This is a genomic window from Deltaproteobacteria bacterium, from assembly GCA_011375175.1.
In the GTDB taxonomy this organism is placed as follows: Bacteria; Desulfobacterota; GWC2-55-46; order GWC2-55-46; family DRME01; genus DRME01.
The window spans coordinates 1-18,098 of the sequence record DRME01000062.1 but is presented as its reverse complement, the minus strand read 5'-3'; the positions used below and the strand labels follow the sequence as shown (position 1 = coordinate 18,098).

The following is an 18,098-nucleotide window of genomic DNA, read 5'->3' as shown; positions in this document are numbered from 1 at the left end:
CCGGACCATGAAGACAGGCACCACACTGACCAGGTTCCTGCTCGAGGAGCAGCGCAAGTACCCGGGCTCGACCGGCGACTTCACGGGTCTCTTCTCCGAGCTCGCCGTGGCCGCCAAGATCATCTCGAGCGAGGTCAACAAGGCGGGGCTCATCAACATCCTCGGCGCCACGGGCTACACCAACGTCCAGGGCGAGGAGGTCCAGAAGCTCGACGACTACGCCAACCGCACCATCATCCAGATGATGGAGCACGGCGGCCACCTGGCGGGCATGGCCTCCGAGGAGATGGACGAGCCCGTGCAGATACCCGAGCGTTTCCCCAGGGGCAAGTACCTTCTCCTCTTCGATCCGCTCGACGGCTCTTCCAACATCGACGTCAACATAAGCGTGGGCACCATATTCTCGATCCTCAGGAAGCGCTCCGCAGGCGAGCTTACGGACGGGGACTTCCTCCAGCCGGGCTCGGAGCAGGTATGCGCCGGCTACTTCATCTACGGCTCGTCCACCATGCTCGTCTACACCACGGGCCACGGCGTCCACGGCTTCACCCTCGACCCCGGCGTGGGCGAGTTTCTCCTTTCGAACGAGGACATCCGCATCCCGGAGCGCGGCAAGCTCTACAGCATAAACGAGGGCAACGCCAGCCGCTGGCACGAGGAGACGAGGCGCTACATCGAGGCCCTCAAGTCGGATGGAAGGAGTGTGAGCGCCAGATACGTGGGCTCCCTGGTGGCCGACTTCCACCGCAACCTCCTCAAGGGAGGGGTCTTCCTCTACCCTGCGGACAGGAAGAACAAAGACGGCAAGCTGCGTCTGCTCTACGAGGCGAACCCCCTCGCCTTCATCGTCGAGCAGGCCGGAGGCGCGGCCTCGACGGGGCGCGGGCGCATACTGGACGTAAAGCCCTCGGAGCTCCATCAGCGCACCCCGCTCATCATAGGCAGCAGGCTCGACGTGGAAGAGGCCGTCTCGTACTACGAGGGGACGTAGTTCTCCGGGTCCCTCTGTTCCGGCGGGGAACTCTAGATTGTCAACCGGAAAGAATAGCCCCTCTCTTCCTCTCGGCCGCGGAGCCTGAGGGAATGGGTTTCTGCGGACTCGGAAAGGAAAGTGATGGGGCGGTGTCTGTCAGAGTCGTCCCGGAATATCTCTTTCTGTCCATTCCCCCGGCAGGTGACATGACAAAAAGCGCCTGGATACTCGATTGTTAATGGTCGGGCCACAAAGACTTATATCAGCAAAACGTCTACTCCACTACGGTCTTCGGCCTTGCTCCATAGCGGCAAGTGGCCCAGAACGTTCGCCGGACGCTACGCCTCCGGCGAACGTGGCTGCTGGTTGAACCGCGGCCACGTTAGATTTCCTATGAGACTATTACGTATCGTAAGCATGTATTTTGAACCACCTCCACAAGGGTGGGCCTCTTGGAAGTTCCAGTTTGGAGATGTATCAGTCAGTACAATACCAATTGAAAAGTCTCCGCCGGTTGAGGGAAAACTTCATCTTATCGTAAAAGCAGAGATTCAGATACAACCTCCAGAGATAGATAATGATGGTTTCATTAACCTTCCTGAAAAAGAAAGGCGGCTATGTGAGGCTACGCTTGAAAATGTTGCTAACCTTATCGCCATATTCGGTCGCTGCCACCGCTCAATTTCTTCAGTTTATCCATGTGCAGTGCTGCTTGTCGATGATCGGGATAAACGTAAATCTTTAGATGCAACAAAAGGTTTTCGTGCCAAGCAATCTCATATTATTGGACATCACTTTCAAATTCCTGTCGATAGCAATCTCGTTTCGGGACTTCAGGATAGATTAGATGGGGTGGCCCTTTTGGCTGAAGCTTATAGCCACAGGCATGAATCTGGACGATACCGTGAATATGTTAGGTTTTTCGAGGCTGCATTTGCCCTACAGTTCAGTCAACTGCAAAAAAAGCTTCTGCAGTTCCTCAATCCTGCTTATAAATACACAAGGCAAGAGATTGATAATTGGGCTAACATGCGAGATCCTATGACTCATGCTGATGGTAAGAAATCTGACTATATTTTGACAGAAACTGATGTTATGAAAGTAACTCAAAGGATGGAACAAGCCGCGTTAGATGTACTTTTCAATAAAGAAAAATGGCACGACCGTTCAAGATCTCGAAGGAACCTTTGGGCTCCCATCGCGGCAACGACCTCACCCACTGGAGATCTGATAATACGGCAAGGTTCTAAGCTATCAGTGAAGGGCCAATTGTTTGACGAGTTTGGTGTTTTTCCTATGGATCTAAATGCCATTATCCAAACTCCACCCGAAAATTGGTGGTTCAAGTTCGAAACGAAAAGCAAAGAGGAATAGTCTGAAAATCAAGCACCCGCCGGAAAAGTTCCCTCCGGCCCCTTCGAAGACTTTCGCTTCCCACACCCTTCGCTTCGTGGTCATGGCCGCCGTGAAGCGCCGGGAGCCTTCCGGGCCATCCCTTCGAGCGCCTCGTCGTAGAGCGGCGCCGTCAGGCTCCAGTCGTAGCGCTCCACGGCGCTTCGCAGTGTCGTCTTCCTCGTCTCATCGATGTCTTTTACGGCCGCCGCGAGTTTTTCCACGAGGTCCACGTAGCCGTCGTAGAGGTGGCGCCCGTGGAGCCGGCGGGGTATGTGCTCCGGGTAGGCGAGCCTTCGGGGAAGGAGCGGATAGACGCCGCAGTAGATGGCCTCGACGACGGAGCAGCCGAAGAAGTCGTGGCGCGACGTTACGGGCAGGATGTCGGCGCGGTGGAGCCAGCGGGCGTACTCGCGCCTCTCCTTTACGTATCCGAAACGGACGATCCTCGGGCCGAGCCTTCGGCGGGCCTCGTCGAACTCGCTCGGCCTATTCCTGAAGTTCTCGCCCAGGACGGCGACCTCGAAGTCGAGGCCCCTTCTGTCCAGGGCGTAGAGGGCCCTGAAGAACTCTTCGGGGCCCTTGTCGTACTCCCAGCGGTGGTTCCAGAGGACGAGCGCCGGGCCGCGCCGCCGCGGCCTCGAGCCTCTGTCCAGGGCGCGCAGGTCCATGCCCACGGGCAGGACCGAGCTCTTCTGTGCTATGGTCTTGACGGCCTGGAGCTCGCGGTGGTCGGGCAGGCCCCTGAGATACCGGGCCGCCCCGTCCACAAAGGACTCCATGTGATAACTGGAGTTGAAGAAGACGCGCTCCGCCGCCAGGGCGGAAGCGATGTTTATGAAGCCGTAGTGGCCGTCGCGTCCCTTTTCCACGTCGCGGTCCGCCGGCGACCACGGGTAGGTGAGCTGGTTTTCATGGAAGTAGAGGGCCGCCGGCGTGCGGCCCGTCACCGTCCTGGTGAGCGCCAGGAAGGTGGTGAGGTCGAGCATGTCGGTGGCCAGTAAGACGTCGGGACGCGGCCCCTTCCGGAGAAAACGGCGCGCAAGCGTGACGGCCCCGCCGTGCATGCGCCACTTCCAGTAGCGCCCCTCCAGGGTGAGAAGCTCCACGTCGTGGGCCGACGCACAGGCGTAGCCCTTGGCCCAGGCCGAGTGCGAGCCCGTGAGGTAGGGCTCTACAAGCAGTATCTTCGCCAAAGCGACCTCCCCCGGCCCCTCGTCGAGGGACGCGGACTCCGCTATCTTCCGTCAACAATATACTACGGAAGCCCCGGTTGATTCCACCGGGGAAAGGGACTCGGACCTGCTCTCCGGGCGGCGCTGGATCCGCGGGCCCTTTTCAGATACTCGACGAAAAAAAGGCCGTGGACTTGCAAGGTCCACGGCCCGGAAAAGACGGCCCTGGATGGCGGGCGGCGTCCGCTCCCCCTGAGGAAGACCGGATGCCGGGGGTTTGCGCGGCTGCGGGGGTGACGAGGTCAGCCAAAAATGTCTCCCCCTTTACTTGACCACGTGAAGGCTCGATATGCTGCTCGTTTCGAGCAGCGAGAGCAGCGTCCGTTCAAGGCACGCCTTCCCTTCGTGGACGAGACAGTTTTGCCGTCCCGTGCAGACCTCGCCCGTGAGAGGACAGACCCCCCGGGCGGCCATGGGCCCCTCTATGGCCTCCACTATGCGCAGCAGGCTTATCTGCTCGGGAGGTTTTGCAAGGCGGAAGCCGCCCCTGCGGCCCCTGACGGATCTCAAAAACCCCTTGCGCTCGAGCCTGCCGAAGACCTTGACGAGATAGCTCGACGGGATGCCGCAGCGCCGCGAGAGCACGCCCACGGGCACGGGCCCGTTCTTTTCGAAACGGGCCAGCGAGGCAAGCCCCATGATGGCGTATTGCGAGGTCCTCGATAGATTGTACACCTTTGCCGTTCTCCTTCTGTACTTCGGCACGCGCCCCGCTCGCGGAGGGCGCGCCCCGGGCGGCACCGGCCTTCAGAGGCCGGGCCGGGCCTTCTTTATGTCGTAGCGCGATATCTTTCTCTGGAGCGTGCGCCTGTCTATCCTGAGCGCCCTGGCCGTGCGGCTTACGTTCCAGCCGTTAAGCTCCAGGCTCGCTATTATGTGCCTGCGCTCGCTCTCCTCAAGCGTTGCGGGCTCTTCGCCACGGGCCGCGAACCCGCAGGTCTGCACAGCCAGCCTCTTGAACTCGATGGAGCGATCTATGTGGTCCGCCGTTATCACGTCGCCGTCGTGGAGTATGACCGCCCGCTGGAGCACATGGTGCAGCTCGCGCACGTTGCCGGGCCAGTTGTGCTCCAGGAGACGCTCCACGGCCCCGCCGGAGAGGAGCATCCTGCGCCCTGTGCTCCCGGCCATGGCCGAAAGAAAGTGTTCGGCCAGCACGGGCACGTCCTCCATGCGCTCGCGAAGCGGCGCGATGTTGATCCGGCAGACGTTTAGCCTGTAATAGAGGTCGAGGCGGAAGCGGCCGGCCCTCACCTCGTCCTCGATGTTGCGGTTTATGGCGGCGACGATCCTGGTCGAGACCTTCGTCTCGCGGCTTGCGCCGAGGGGCCTCACCATGCCGTTCTCGATGAATCTCAGGATGCCCGCCTGGACGACGGGGTTCATGTCGGCTATCTCGTCGATGAAGAGGGTGCCGCCGTCGGAGGCCCTGACAAGCCCGCGCTTGTTCTCCACCGCGCCGGTAAAGGCCCCCTTCACGTGGCCGAAGAGCTCGTTTTCGAGCAGCTCCGGCTTGAGGGATGCGCAGTTTATGGGTACGAAGGGTCCGCCGCCGCGTCGGCTGTCGTAGTGGAGCGCCCTTGCCACGAGTTCCTTGCCCGTACCGCTCTCGCCGACTATGAGCACCGGGAGCTGCGCGTCCTTCACCTTCCTCACCGTCTCTATGAGAGACTTGACGGCCCTGCTCCTTCCCACTATCCCCTGGTACTCGACGGTCCCCTCGGCGGCGACGGGGCCGGAGGCGGGGTCGGGCGTGGGACGGACGGCCTGCTCGAGGACCTTCTCGATCTCGGCCATGTCGACGGGTTTGGTCAGGTAGTGGAAGCCGCCGAGCTTGAGCGTCTGGACGGCGTCGGGTATGGAGCCGAAACCCGTGAGGATGATGCCGGCCACCGAGGGGCTGACCCTGCGCAGCGCCTTGAGAAACTCGAGCCCGCTCATGCCCGGCATCTTCATGTCGATGAAGGCGGCATCGAAGGTCATCTGTTGCGCAAGCCCCAGGGCCTCGGCACCGCCGGCTGCGGCCGTCACCTTGTGCCCCCGCGCCGCCAGGGCCCTGCACAGACTCTTCCTGAAGGCACCGTCGTCATCGAGCACCAGCACTCTGGCCATCCCAAACCTCCCTGCAAACGCCGTGATGTACGCGCCCCTTCGTCCTCTTTCAGCGGGGGAGGATTGCCCTCTTCACAGCGACCGGAGGCCCCAGTTCCCCCCCCGTTCCCCCCCAGTTCCCCCGCCGGGGCGATCTATGGGATATCAGGTGTTGTTCGCGGTGGAGAGCCCTGCGTTGCCGGCACCTCGCCGCGCCGCGGCGTCCCGGTCTTCATCGAAGCCGAGCGGCAGCGACACCGTGACCTCGGTGCCGTCGCCCTCGCTGCTCTCCACCTTGAGGGAGCCCTTGAGGTCCCTTATTATGCCGTAGCTCACCGACAGGCCCAGGCCCGTGCCCTTGCCCACGGGCTTGGTGGTGAAAAAGGGCTCGAAGACGCGGTCGAGCACGTGGCGCGGCATGCCGGGGCCGTTGTCGCGCACCGTCACTTCCACAGTGCCGCAGCCCGTGGTGGCCTCGATGGTCACGACCCCGCCGTCGCGGTCCTCGACGGCCTCGACGGCGTTCTTGACGATATTGAAGAAGACCTGGCGGACCCTGTTGGCGTCCGTCACCACCGGCGGGAGTCCGGGGCTTATGTGCCTGTCTATCTCCACGCCGCGGTCCGTCCCTCCCCGCCTGATGAGGTCCAGCGTCCTGTCTATGAGCTCTGCCACGTCGACGCGCTCGAGCCGCGCCACACTCTTCTTGGAAAAGCCCAGCAGGTCGTCGATGATGGCGCTGCACCGGGCGAGCTCCTCCTTCATGTCGTCGAGATACTCCCTGAAGAGCTCCCTGGACAGTTCGCCGCCGGGCTCGTCGACGGCGCGGCGAAGCTCCTCGGAGAGGATGGAGATGGTGCCCAGCGGCGTGTTGAGCTCGTGGGCCACGCCGGCCGCGAGCTGTCCTATGGCTGCGAGCTTCTCGATCTGGGAGATGAGCCTGTTATCGCCTCCCACGGCGCCGCGCTCGTCCCTGTCGACGATGAGTTCGACGACACAGTCGCCGCCCTCTCCACCGGCGGAAGGAATGGCCAGCACATCGAGCGTCCTCGGCCCCCTGTCGGCGGGCAGATCGAAACGGTAGCTTACGGGGATGCCGCACTCGATGGCGCGGCCCGTGGGACATATGGCGCAAAAGGTGCTGCCCAGCGACATCGTGCGGTAGCAGGTACGGCGCAGGCCGGTCTCCCGAATGCCGAACCACTGCCTCGCCCTCTCGTTCATCCAGCGGACGCAGTGTTCCGAGTCGATAACAAGCACGGCTGCCTTGATGTTGCGCATGACCTCTTCGAGCATGGCCGCCTCTTCGTTATCGCCAGGGTGGGGGCTGCGGGGGAACCCATCAAAAAGACTTCGAGGGTCCCGATTATCCGAAATTGTAGCCGACTCGCAGCTCCCTGTCAAGTAGCTCTTGCACATTTTCTCAAGGTCCGATGAAGAGGTCATCTATGCACGGCTCCCGTCGATGGGCTGCACGCCGGTCGGGCCGGGGAGAGAGAGGACGTCAGAGGGCGGTCCCGCCCGTGCCGCGCTCTTTAGCGCTCGCGGCGCAGCCTTGCGGCGCGGCGCGAGCCCTTTATGAAGACATGGTGAATGACGAAATAGATCATGAAGAGCTGGATGCCCACGCCGACGACGACGCTCATGAGGAAGTTGTAGTCGAGCCTGTAGGTGCCGGTCTCCTCGTCATAGGTGTAGCAGAGGAACTTGATAAGGTCCGGCGGCCCGCCGCCGGAGGCGGCGTCTTCCGCTTCCCGGCCGTCCCCCTCTCCTTCGCCGCCCGCGGCCTCTTCGATGGCCGCCGCCAGGGCGGCCCTGTCGAGCTCTGCGCCGAAGAGCTGGCGCACAACGGCGCCGTCGCGGCCGATGACGGTGACCATGTTGGGGTGGTCGAAGCCGGAGGGCGCGGGCTCGAAGGTGAAGCCGAGGTCCGAGGTGAGTCTTGCCATGGTCCGGCCGTCGGCCGTGACGAAGGTCCAGGCCGAAAAGTCTCCGGCCATCATGCGGCCGTAGGCCTCGAGCCTCTCCGGCGTGTCCCTCTCCACGTCGAAGCCTATGGTCATCGCCTCGAAGAGCGTTCCGTAGTCCGCCCCCGCCTCGTCGAAGTAGGCCTTGAGCTCCATCAGGATGGTCGGACAGGTGTCGCCGCAGGATGTGTAGGCGTAGCTTACGACGATAGGGCGCTCGAGCGAGGAGCCGTCGAGCGTAAGGCGCCGGCCCCGCTGGTCGGTGAGGTTGTAGATGCCTATGCGCCTGCCCACCGAGGCCTTGGCCTTCTCGAAGGCCCGCAGTACGGCGACACGGTCCATGGCGGCCTGCGCCGGCGCCGCGCAGAGCTGGAGGGCCGCCGCAAGGACGGCGCCCGACGTGATGAGCGCGCGGAGCACGCGCCCGGGAAGCGACGGGCACCGGCCGCCGGCGGCGGCCGCCGGAAGCGGTTCTCCTTGAGGGAAGATATAAGGCATTGATCGTCTCTGAGAGGGGGGCAACCCCTGTTTTTGCCCCCCGCCCCGTCGCCGCGCCCTTGCGGCCCGAACCTCGCATGGCGCGGCTCGCGGGCGGGTTTAAGCATGGAGGGGGGAGAGGAACTCCTTATCAGGGAGCTCCTCCCCGGCGAAAGCTCACTCCCCCTTCGCCGCTCCCGCCGCGGCCCTCGCGGCCCGGGGGGTCGCCTCCACCTCGCCGCCCTTGCCGTAGCCGTAGGGGCTCCATGCCTCGTCGAGCTCCGGCACATTGGGGCCCCAGTTGCCGCAGGGCGGAGGCGATGGCGCATGGGTCCACTCAAGCGACTTCGACCCCCAGGGGTTGTGGTCCACCTTCTCGCCCTTGACGAGCCCGACGATCCACGAAAGGAGTATGACCACGCCGGCAACGAAGATGAGGTACGAACCCAGGGTGGTCATGGACTGCAGTCCCTCGAATTCTGGGAACTGGGAGTAGTCGTAGTAGCGCCGCGGCATGCCGAGGTAGCCGAGGTAGATGGTGAGCGCGAAGGTGATGTTCACCCCGATGAAGAAGAGCCAGAAGCCGAGCTTGCCCAGGCCCTCGTGGTACATCCTGCCCGTCATCTTGGGGAAGAGGTAGTAGACGCCGCCGAGGATGGCCACTGTCATGGAGACGGCCATGACGTAGTGGAAGTGGCCGGGCATCCAGTAGGTGTCGGTCAGGTGGATGTAGATGGCGCTCATGGCGTTGGGTATGCCGGTGAGTCCTCCTATGAGGAAGAGGAACATGAAGCCTATGGCGTAGAGCATGGGTGTCTTGAAGTCGATGGCGCCCTTGTAGAGGGTGCCGACGATGCCGATCATGAGAAGGCCCACGGGCACGCTTATGAGCAGCGTGAAGAAGACGTGTATGAGGGCCTGCCAGTCGGGGATGCCCGCTATGTAGAGGTGGTGGGCCCAGACTATGCCGCTCAGTATGACGGTGCCCCATATGCCGCCGTAGACCACGCCCTTGTAGTTGAAGACGCTGTTCCTGGCGAAGGTGGCCGTTATCTCGTAGATGACCCCCATGGCCGGCAGCAGGATGACGTAGACGGCCGGGTGGGAGTAGAACCAGAAGAGGTTCTCGTAGAGGAGCACGTCGCCTCCCATGGCGGGGTTGAAGAAGTTGGTGCCCAGGTACTTGTCGAAGGAGAGCATGGTGACGGCCACGCCGAGCATGGGCACGAATATGAGCTGTATGATGAAGGAGGCCATGATGCACCAGATGAAGATGTTGAGCTTGCCCCAGGTCATGCCGGGCGCCCTCATGTAGATGATGGTGACCAGAAAGTTGACTCCCGCGGCAATGGACGAAAAGCCTATGATCAGGACCGTGAAGGTGTAGAGCGCCGTGTTGCCCGGGCTTATGATGGAGTACGGCGGATAGCCGGTCCACATGATGTCGGGCGGGTCGGGTATGACAAAGGTGAGCAGCGCAAGGACGATGCCCATCCAGTAGAGCCACACGCTGAGGGCGTTGACCCTGGGGAAGGCCACGTCGCGCGCGCCTATCTGGAGCGGCACCAGGTAGTTGGCGAAGAAGCCCGTGAGCGCCGGTATCTGGAAGCCCAGTATCATGGCCGCGCCGTGGAAGTAGAGCCACGTGTTGTAGGTCATGGGGTTTTCGGTAATCGTGGGCCCCACGCTGGCCAGCTCGGTCCTCATGAGCATGGCCATAATGCCTGCCACGAGAAAGGCCGCGAACGACCCTATCAGGTAGAGCACGCCGACCCTTTTGTGGTCGGTCGTGAATATCCACTCCTTCAGGCTGAACCTGCCCGACGAAGGTGCTGCAACGGCGTGAACGCTCATTTAAATCTCCTCCTCAAGTCTTGTTCTCTTCGATGAACCGCTCAAATTCGTCGCGCGGGACGATCCTGAGCTTTGTGTGCATGCCCGAGTGGAGCGTACCGCAGTACTCGGCGCAGGTTATGACGTGCTCGCCCGTCTCGCCGGCCGGGAACCAGACGTAGGTGGTCCTGCCGGGGACCATGTCCCACTTGAGCCTCAGGTCGGGGATGAAGAAGCTGTGGACCACGTCGGTGCTCGTAAGCTTCACCTTCACCGGCCTGCCCACGGCCACTACGAGTTCGTCCGAGACCGCGCCCTCGGGGTAGCGCACCTCCCAGCTCCACATGGAGCCCTCGACCTCGACCACGTAGGCGTCGTCGGGCACGTTGCGGTAGTCGTTCCAGAGCTCGAAGTTCTTGGCCGCCAGGAAGATGTCGTCGGCCATGAATATGAAGGCCGGGATGAGAACCCACCCGAAGGCGCCGAGCGTTCCGAGCCTGAAGCTTCCGCCCTCGTCGTCGGGGCGGCGGCGCCTGTAGACGACGAGGAAGTACAGCGTTACGGCGGCGAAGACGAGGCCGATGACGGTGATGTCGATCATCAGCTCCCGCCAGAGGTGATCCCATCCCGCCTTCGTGTCCGCCAGGGCGCCGGCCGTGGCCGCGCCGGCCGACGCCAGCGCCGGTGCGGCGGGGAGGGAGAGGGCCGCCGCACCGGCGGCCAGGGCTCTTAAAACAACCTTTGCTCTCATCGCATCTCTCCTTGATAGTGGAATGTTGCGCAGCGGCGAACCCCGCTCACCAGAAATAGATCTGCGAGACGACGAAAAACCATACGACGTCGACGAAGTGCCAGTACATGGACGCCGCCGCCACGAAATGCTTGTTCACCGTTCCGCCGAGGGCCGGCAGCAGGACGGCCACGAAGATGGCCAGTCCCACGAGCACGTGCGAGGCGTGGAAGCCCGTTATGGAGTAGAAGGACGAGGCGAAGATGTTGGTGCTCGTCGTGAAGCCCTCGCCTATGAGGACGCTCCACTCCATGGCGGTGAAGCCGAGGAAGACGGCGCCGAGCACCATGGTGGCGATGAGCCACGAGTTGAAGCCCGCCCTGTCGCCCTCCTCGAGCTTGCCTTCGGCCACGTGGATGGTCACGCTCGACGAGACGAGTATGACGGTCATTATGATCGGCACCAGAAGCGACATCTCGGGCGTGCCCGCCGGCGGCCACAGCGGCGCCTGAAGGCGCGTGACCCAGTAGCCGGCGAAAAAGCCGATGAAAAGCAGCGCCTCGGCGAGTATGAAAAAGGGCATGGCCCACACGCTCAGCCCCATGCCGTAGTGGTGTTCGTCGGCGAGTCCCTCTCTCACCCACCCGGCGAGAGCGCCGAGGGTGAGCGGCGCGCCGATGCCGAGCGATATGACGGCCCACAGCGCGCTCGAGTAGACGAAGTAGAAAGTGAACGAGAGCGGCACGAGAAAGAGCGTACCGACGCTCACCATAAGGGGCCAGTAGCTCGTGTGCCACTGTGTATCGTGTTCTGCCGCGTAATCTGCCATATACGTCACCTCCCGGTTTTTTTAAAGGAAGCTCTGATTAATTACCCTGGGGGAAACTTTCTGTAGAAAGTTTCCCCCAGTGCAATAAATCAGAGTTTCCTAAACAGTTTAAACAGAACGATTCGGGTCCCGACACTCTCCTTTTACGGTGAAAAAAAGCCGACCTTCGGCGCAAGGCTTGCGAGCGTATGACTCGCAAGCACGCCGGTGACCTCGCGGCGGCATTCGAGCAGGACGCCGTATATGGGACAGGCCCTGTACCTGCTGCAATACCCCGCGCTGGTGATGCACTCGTTTATGACCACGGGACCTTCTATGGCCTCCACTATGTCGAGGAGGTTGATCTCCTCGGGCGGGCGCGCCAGCACAAACCCTCCCACCCGGCCCCGGTAGGACTTGACGAGGTTGCGGTTTGCAAGAAGCTGCATCAGCTTGGCCAGGTAGGCCTTGGGCATGTGGTTTGCCTGCGCTATCTCGTCGATGTAGGAGAATTCGCTCTCCCCTTTCCCCGCCATGTACAGGAGACCGAGCATCGCATATTCGGCTCCCCTGCTGAGTTTGAACAACTGGCACTCCCGGATAGAGTCGTTTCGGCCTTCCGCCGCGTCTGCGCGGCGGAAGGCTTTGAGCTCCCGCTGCCTGCGTGGCGGTCCCCGGAGGGTTCGGCCCGCGCCGGGCGGGGTTTTTTACGCCCTTGCGGCCCGAACCTTCCGGGGACCGCCACGTATACTTAATGAGGAAGCTCTGATTAAGGAAACTCTGATTAATTACCCTGGGGGAAACTTTCTGTAGAAGGGCCATAGGCCCACGTTCCCCCCAGGGTAATGAATCAGAGTTGCCGCAAGATTATTCGCAAAAGGCGTGCCAGGAGAGGTATAAAAGAAATTTTCTTGTTTTTTCGGGATGTTAAGTGTGGCGGTCCAATCGGCCCCCGACCGTGCCGGTGCAAGGGTTGCAGGGGCGTCCTCCTGTGCGGCCCCTTCTAAACAATGCAGATACGCGCCGTTACGGCGCGGATGTGCAAAAACGCCGCACGCGACAACACGCCGCACCGGCGGCCTGGGGGGCTGTACCGGGGGTTCGGCCCGCGCCAGGCGGGATCCTTTTACGCCTTTGCGGCCCGAACCCCCGGTACAGCCGCAGGTCCGAACAACATACGATAGGGCAGGGGGAGACGTGGGCCTATGGCCCTTCTACAGAAAGTTCCCCCCGGAGCGATTATGGAGAGTCTCCTTGACCATGACGTATACGGCCGGGATCACCACGAGCGTGAGGACGGCGGACGAGACGAGCCCGCCCACCATGGGCGCGACCATGCGCTGCATGGGCCTTGAGCCCACACCGGTCGACCACATGATGGGAAGGAGTCCGAGGAGAAGACAGCTCACCACCATCGCCTTCGGTCTTATCCTCATGACCGCGCCCTCGACAACGGCCTCCGCGAGGTCCCGGCTCGTGCGCATCCTCCCCTGTTTTTTCCTTCTCTCGCAGGCGAGGTTGAGGTAGACGAGCATCACCACGCCCGTCTCGGCGGCCAGGCCCGCGAGGGCGATGAAACCGACGCCCACGGCCACACTCATGTCGTAGTCGAGCCAGTGGACGAGCCACACGCCGCCGACGACGCTGAAAGGGAGGCTGAGCATTATGATTAGGGTGTCGGCGAGGGAGCCGAAGTTGAGATAGAGGAGCAGGAAGATGAGCGCAAGCGTTACGGGCACTATGATCCGGAGCCTTTTGCTCACCTCCTCCATGAACTCGAACTGGCCGCTCCACTCCATGTAGTATCCCGGGGGAAGCCCGATCCCGCCGTCTTCGACGGCCCGGTCGATGGCGGCCTGCGCCCGCTTCACGTATGTGGCGATGTCGAGGCCCCTTTCGATGTCCACGGGCACGTTGGCGAGCAGGAGCCCGTTTTCGCTCCTTATCACCGGCGGTCCGTCGCCGAGGGTTATCGTCGCGAGTTGGCCCAGGGGGATGAGCGTGCCGTCGGGGGCGGCTACGAGGATCCGTTCGAGCTTCTCGGGGTCGTCCCTCATCTCGCGCGGATAGCGGACGTTTACGGGAAAACGGTAGCGGCCCTCGACCGTGCGGGTGACGTTCCTGCCGCCCACGGCGGACTCTACGACCTCCTGCACGTCCTCGACGGTGAGCCCGTATCTGGCAAGCTCCAGGCGGTCGAGCTCGATGTCGAGGTAGTGCCCTCCCATGGCCCGCTCGGCCGATACCGAGAGGGTGCCGGGCACGCCGGCGAGCACCCTCTCCACCTCGAGGGCTATGCGTTCGAGCTCCCGGAGGTCCGCTCCCCTTATCTTCACGCCCACAAGCCCCTTCATCCCGGTGGTGAGCATTCCTATGCGGGTCTCGATGGGCATGAGCCACCAGTTGGGCATGCCCGGGATGCTCACCACACGGTCCATCTCCTCCTTTGTAAGCTCCTCGAAGCTCGTGCGCCTGAGCGGGACCGGTCCCTCGATCCCGTATGCCCCGGCCAGCGCCCGGGCCTCCGCCGGGGAGGCGGCGCCGAGGTGACCGGCGGCCTCGAGGTAGGCCACGAGGTCCGAAGAGACCTCGTCCCCGAGCCTTGCGGCGAGTTCCCTCTTTATGGACGGAAGCCCCCTTCCCCTGAGCATCTCCTCCCGTATCCACATGTTGAGCCTCCAGCGGCACTTGCGCTCGACCTGCAGCGCGCTCTCTTCAAGGGGCGCTTCCTGCGCCAGGCCCCGCTCCTTCAAGAGCGCGAGCATCTCCCGGGCGATGCCGGCGATGAAACCCTTCTCGATTATCCGCTCCGGCCACCGCTCCTCCGGCTTCAGGGCTACGTGCGTCTCCACCATGTTGAGCGGAGCGGGGTCGGTGGGGGTCGTGGCGCGCCCTATCTTGCCGAGCACGCTCTCCACCTCGGGGAACCCTTTGAGGAGCCCGTCCTGGATGCGCAGCGTCCTCGTCGCCTCGGCGACCGACAGGCCGGGAACGGTTGTGGGCATGTAGAGTATGTCGCCCTCTTGGAGGGGCGGCATGAACTCGCCGCCCAGGCGGCTGTAGGGGATGTAGGTGACGACGAGCGCCAGCGCCGCCGCCGCGACGACCGTCTTCCTGAACCTGAGGGCGACTGCGATGACCGGCCTGTAGAGGAATACGAGCAGGCGGCTCAGGGGATTGCTCTTTTCGGGAGGGATATCGCCCTTGACGAAGAGGAAGACGAGAACGGGGACGACGGTGACGGCTGTGAGCGCCGCTGCGGCCATGGCGAAGGTCTTGGTGTAGGCCAGCGGCTTGAAGAGCCTTCCCGCCTGGCCCTCGAGGGCGAACACGGGCAGGAAGGAGACCGTTATTACGAGAAGCGAGAAGAAGAGGGCCGGTCCCACTTCCATCGAGGCCTTGAGGACCAGCCTCCGCCTCTTCGGCGCCTCTCCGGCCGCCCCGGCCCTCTCCAGGTGCTTGTGGGTGTTTTCGACGAGCACCACGGCGGCGTCGACCATCGCTCCCACGGCGACGGCGATGCCGCCAAGCGACATGATGTTGGCCCCCAGGCCCATGGCCTTCATGACGATGAATGACACGAGCACGCCGAGGGGGAGCGTAACCGAGGCCACGAGCGCCGAGCGTGCGTGCCGGAGAAAGAGGAGCGTTACCAGGGCCACGACGGCGATCTCTTCGATAAGTTTTTCCTCGAGCGTTGCGACGGCCCTGTAGATGAGGCCCGAGCGGTCATAGGCCGGCTCTATGACGACTCCTTCGGGAAGCCCCGGCGCTATCTTCCCTATCTTCTCCTTCACCCCCTCTATGACCTCGAGGGCGTTTGCGCCGTGGCGGGCCACCACTATGCCGGCCACGACCTCGCCCCTTCCGTCCTTCTCGGCGACACCTCGTTTCGTGTCGGGACCGATCCCCACGGCGGCCACGTCGCGCAGGAGCACGGGCGCGCCCTGCGCCGCGGCCCTGACGACCACGTTTTCCAGGTCCCTCACTCCCTTTATGTATCCCTTGCCCCTTACCATGAACTCCGTTTCGGCGAGTTCCATCACGCCGCCGCCGAAGTCGTTGTTGCTCTTCCTGACGGCGCTCACCACGTCGCTCAGCGGTATTGCGTAGGAGAGGAGCTTGTCGGGGTCGACGGTCACCTCGTAGCGCCTTACGGCCCCGCCGACGCTTGCGACCTCGGCGACGCCGGGCACGCCGAGGAGCTGGTAGCGGATATAGAAGTCCTGGAGCGCGCGCAGCGCGCCGAGGTCGTGGCGGTTCGACCTGTCCTCGACGGTGTAGATGAAGACCCAGCCCAGCCCCGTGGCGTCGGGGCCGAGCGTGGGCGTGGCGTCTTCGGGGAGGTCGCGCCTTGCCTGGTTCAGGTACTCCATCACCCGGCTACGCGCCCAGTAGATGTCGGTTCCGTCCTCGAAGATGATGTAGACGAAGGACTGGCCGAAGAAGGAGTAGCCGCGCACGTCGCTTACGCCCGGCACGGCCAGCATGGTCGTAGCAAGGGGGTATGTGACCTGGTCTTCCACGGTCTGCGGGTCCCGGCCCATCCATTCGGTCGAGACGATGACCTGCGTGTCCGAGAGGTCGGGGACTGCGTCGAGGGGGATGCGCGACAGCGACCACAGCCCCAGAAAGGCGAGGAGAAGGGAGACCGCGCATACGAGGAGGCGGTTTCTCAGGCACCACTCGATGACAAGGCGCGTCACGGCTCCGCCCCGGCGTCTTTCAAGGGAAGGGGAGCGCCGCAGCTCGACATCTTTCGGCCCATGTAGGGGTTCTCGACGGCCCTCCCGGGCTGGAGCCAGCCGCCGTAGCCCCGGGCCATGGGACAGAAGAAGGCGTGACGCTCCAGCCCCGCCGGAAGACCGTATCGCTCGACAAGGGCGATAAGGGTCTTGCTCAGAGCCGAAAACCGGAGCCTGAGCCCGCCGGTCTCATCGCCTTCACCGGCCAGTGCGGAAGCGGCGCTCCTCACCTCCTGGAGCGCCCTTTGCAGACCGCCGTCCCCGGTATTCAAGGCGTCGATCTCCTCGACCATGCGAAGGGCCGTCTCCTTTACAGAGGCGGTCTCGTCGGCGGCGAGGGCCTTTCGTATCTCTTCGTAGGATTCGAAGACCTGCGCCGGGGCGGCCCCGACCTCTCCGGCGTCCGCCTCTCCCTCGGGGGGCAGCATCTTTTTGAGCACCCCCTGGAAGCCGGCCTCGGCGGCCACGAGGAAGTTTCCGGCCGTCACCACCCGCTGGCCCACGCTCACCCCGGAGAGGACCTCGTGGTACCTCTCGTCGTCGGCGAGGAAGGAGTTTTTTCTTTCCCCTTGCCCCGTCCCCCCGTAGAGCCACTTTCTGCCGAGCCTCACCTCCACGGGGCGCATGAGCCCCCCACCCTCGGCGACGATGACCACGGCCCTTCGGCCCGTAAGGAGAACGGCGCTCGCGGGAACGGCCGGCACCTTCTCCCGCCGGGTCCTTATGCGCACCCTCGCGGACATGCCCGGTCTCAGCAGGCCGTCGGCGTTCCCGACGGCGAAGCGCACCCCCACGGTCCGGCTTTCGGGCCGGACCAGGGGATCGATGAAGTCTATCGCGCCCTCGATTCTCCTTCCCCCTATCCCTTCGGCCGTTACCTCAACGGCCATGCCGGTCCTTATGAACGGAAGCTCCCGCTCGTAGACGTCGCCGTATATCCAGACCCTCGAGAGGTCGGCGATCTCGAGCAGGGGCTCGCCCTCTTCGACGTACTGCCCCTCCGTCACGAGGCGTCTTATCACCGTTCCCGACAGGGGAGAGCGGATGGTCACCACCTCGACGGGTCTTCCGCTCTCTGCGACGGCCTCGATCTGCTCGCTGCTCACGCCCCACCTCTCAAGTCGCGCCCTGGCCGCCTCGAGCAGCGCTCCGGCCCAGGGGCCGCCGCGGGCAAGGACAGCGAGGTACTCCTGCTGCGTGGTTACGAGGTCGGGACTGTAGAGGGATACGAGCGGCTGCCCCCTTGCGACGGTCTGGCCCGTGAAGTCCACGTGAAGCCTCTCGATGCGGCTCCTTCCCCTGACCCTGTTGGAGACGGTCCTGAGAAGCCGCTCGTCCACCGCCACGCGGCCCGTCGTGTCTATCTCGTGGAAGAGATCGAGGAGCCTGACGGCGGCGGTGCGCACACCGGCCTGCTGGAGCTGACGGTCCGTGAATCGAAGGACGTCCGCCCTTGTCTCCTTCTCCTCGTCCATCTCCACGAGCTGCATGTTGCAGATCGGACAGGGTCCGGGCCTCTCCCTCCTTACCTGCGGGTGCATGGGACACCAGTAGAGCTTCTTCCCCCCGATGCCCGTCTCTTCACCGAGGCCCGTCCACCCCATGACCCTCTGAAGCCCCGTTTCGTGCGCCAGGAAATGGAAGACTTCCTCCAGGCGCATGACGGATGGGCGGAGATACAAGAATGCCCCGGAGGCGGCGATGACGGCCGCGAGCAGGGCGATGAAGAAAATTTTTCGCTTTCTGTCGGGCACGGCGGCTTCCTTTCTCCAAAAGCTCCGTGTGGCGGCGGCCCGGAGCCCGGGCCGCAAGGGCGTAACAGACCCGTCCGGCGCGGGCCGGGCTCC

13 protein-coding genes are annotated in these 18,098 nt (G+C 63.4%); 2 read left to right on the top strand and 11 right to left on the bottom strand.

Annotated elements, in window-relative coordinates; genetic code table 11:
- Positions 1–7: 7 nt before the first annotated feature.
- Both ENJ37_04820 and ENJ37_04815 read left to right on the top strand, forming a co-directional pair.
- Positions 8–991, top strand: a complete 984-nt coding sequence (locus tag ENJ37_04820) for a class 1 fructose-bisphosphatase (GenBank protein HHL39806.1) — start codon at positions 8–10, stop codon at positions 989–991.
- A 399-nt stretch (positions 992–1,390) separates the two neighbouring features.
- On the top strand, positions 1,391–2,347 hold the full coding sequence (locus ENJ37_04815) for a hypothetical protein (protein ID HHL39805.1): 957 nt from the start codon (positions 1,391–1,393) through the stop codon (positions 2,345–2,347).
- Positions 2,348–2,427: 80 nt separating this feature from the next.
- Here the strand turns inward: ENJ37_04815 and ENJ37_04810 are convergent, their stop codons facing one another.
- The 11 genes from ENJ37_04810 to ENJ37_04760 form a co-directional block, all read right to left on the bottom strand.
- Positions 2,428–3,561 (bottom strand): DUF3524 domain-containing protein, encoded by a 1,134-nt coding sequence (locus ENJ37_04810; GenBank protein HHL39804.1) that lies wholly within the window; start codon positions 3,559–3,561, stop codon positions 2,428–2,430.
- Between the two features lie 303 nt (positions 3,562–3,864).
- Positions 3,865–4,275 carry an Rrf2 family transcriptional regulator gene (locus ENJ37_04805; GenBank protein ID HHL39803.1) on the bottom strand — a complete coding sequence of 137 codons (411 nt, stop codon included), beginning with the start codon at positions 4,273–4,275 and terminating at the stop codon, positions 3,865–3,867.
- Positions 4,276–4,347: 72 nt separating this feature from the next.
- Positions 4,348–5,712, bottom strand: a complete 1,365-nt coding sequence (locus ENJ37_04800; GenBank protein ID HHL39802.1) for a sigma-54-dependent Fis family transcriptional regulator — start codon at positions 5,710–5,712, stop codon at positions 4,348–4,350.
- 144 nt (positions 5,713–5,856) lie between these two features.
- Positions 5,857–7,137: a hypothetical protein gene (locus ENJ37_04795; protein ID HHL39801.1), complete on the bottom strand. Its 1,281-nt coding sequence runs from the start codon at positions 7,135–7,137 to the stop codon at positions 5,857–5,859.
- A gap of 89 nt (positions 7,138–7,226) precedes the next feature.
- Positions 7,227–8,156, bottom strand: coding sequence for an SCO family protein (locus tag ENJ37_04790; GenBank protein HHL39800.1), 930 nt, complete (start codon positions 8,154–8,156; stop codon positions 7,227–7,229).
- A gap of 156 nt (positions 8,157–8,312) precedes the next feature.
- Positions 8,313–9,989, bottom strand: a complete 1,677-nt coding sequence (locus tag ENJ37_04785) for a cytochrome C oxidase subunit I (GenBank protein ID HHL39799.1) — start codon at positions 9,987–9,989, stop codon at positions 8,313–8,315.
- A 13-nt stretch (positions 9,990–10,002) separates the two neighbouring features.
- On the bottom strand, positions 10,003–10,719 hold the full coding sequence (gene coxB, locus ENJ37_04780) for a cytochrome c oxidase subunit II (protein ID HHL39798.1): 717 nt from the start codon (positions 10,717–10,719) through the stop codon (positions 10,003–10,005).
- Positions 10,720–10,765: 46 nt separating this feature from the next.
- Positions 10,766–11,527, bottom strand: coding sequence for a heme-copper oxidase subunit III (locus tag ENJ37_04775; protein ID HHL39797.1), 762 nt, complete (start codon positions 11,525–11,527; stop codon positions 10,766–10,768).
- A 143-nt stretch (positions 11,528–11,670) separates the two neighbouring features.
- On the bottom strand, positions 11,671–12,060 hold the full coding sequence (locus tag ENJ37_04770; GenBank protein ID HHL39796.1) for an Rrf2 family transcriptional regulator: 390 nt from the start codon (positions 12,058–12,060) through the stop codon (positions 11,671–11,673).
- A gap of 660 nt (positions 12,061–12,720) precedes the next feature.
- The gene (locus ENJ37_04765) at positions 12,721–16,212 is read right to left on the bottom strand and encodes an efflux RND transporter permease subunit (GenBank protein ID HHL39795.1); all 3,492 of its coding nucleotides are present in this window, start codon (positions 16,210–16,212) and stop codon (positions 12,721–12,723) included.
- Positions 16,209–18,005, bottom strand: coding sequence for an efflux RND transporter periplasmic adaptor subunit (locus ENJ37_04760; protein ID HHL39794.1), 1,797 nt, complete (start codon positions 18,003–18,005; stop codon positions 16,209–16,211). The genes ENJ37_04765 and ENJ37_04760 overlap by 4 nt, the downstream gene beginning before the upstream one ends.
- Between the last annotated feature and the right edge of the window lie 93 nt (positions 18,006–18,098).

Excerpts from the sequence above, each read along its gene's own strand:
- ENJ37_04820 (HHL39806.1), top strand. The coding sequence starts at position 8 with ATGAAGACAGGCACCACACTGACCAGGTTCCTGCTCGAGGAGCAGCGC.
- ENJ37_04785 (HHL39799.1), bottom strand. The coding sequence starts at position 9,989 with ATGAGCGTTCACGCCGTTGCAGCACCTTCGTCGGGCAGGTTCAGCCTG.
- ENJ37_04790 (HHL39800.1), bottom strand. The coding sequence starts at position 8,156 with ATGCCTTATATCTTCCCTCAAGGAGAACCGCTTCCGGCGGCCGCCGCC.
- ENJ37_04800 (HHL39802.1), bottom strand. The coding sequence starts at position 5,712 with ATGGCCAGAGTGCTGGTGCTCGATGACGACGGTGCCTTCAGGAAGAGT.
- ENJ37_04775 (HHL39797.1), bottom strand. The coding sequence starts at position 11,527 with ATGGCAGATTACGCGGCAGAACACGATACACAGTGGCACACGAGCTAC.
- ENJ37_04795 (HHL39801.1), bottom strand. The coding sequence starts at position 7,137 with ATGACCTCTTCATCGGACCTTGAGAAAATGTGCAAGAGCTACTTGACA.
- ENJ37_04770 (HHL39796.1), bottom strand. The coding sequence starts at position 12,060 with ATGCTCGGTCTCCTGTACATGGCGGGGAAAGGGGAGAGCGAATTCTCC.
- ENJ37_04815 (HHL39805.1), top strand. The coding sequence starts at position 1,391 with ATGTATTTTGAACCACCTCCACAAGGGTGGGCCTCTTGGAAGTTCCAG.
- coxB (HHL39798.1), bottom strand. The coding sequence starts at position 10,719 with ATGAGAGCAAAGGTTGTTTTAAGAGCCCTGGCCGCCGGTGCGGCGGCC.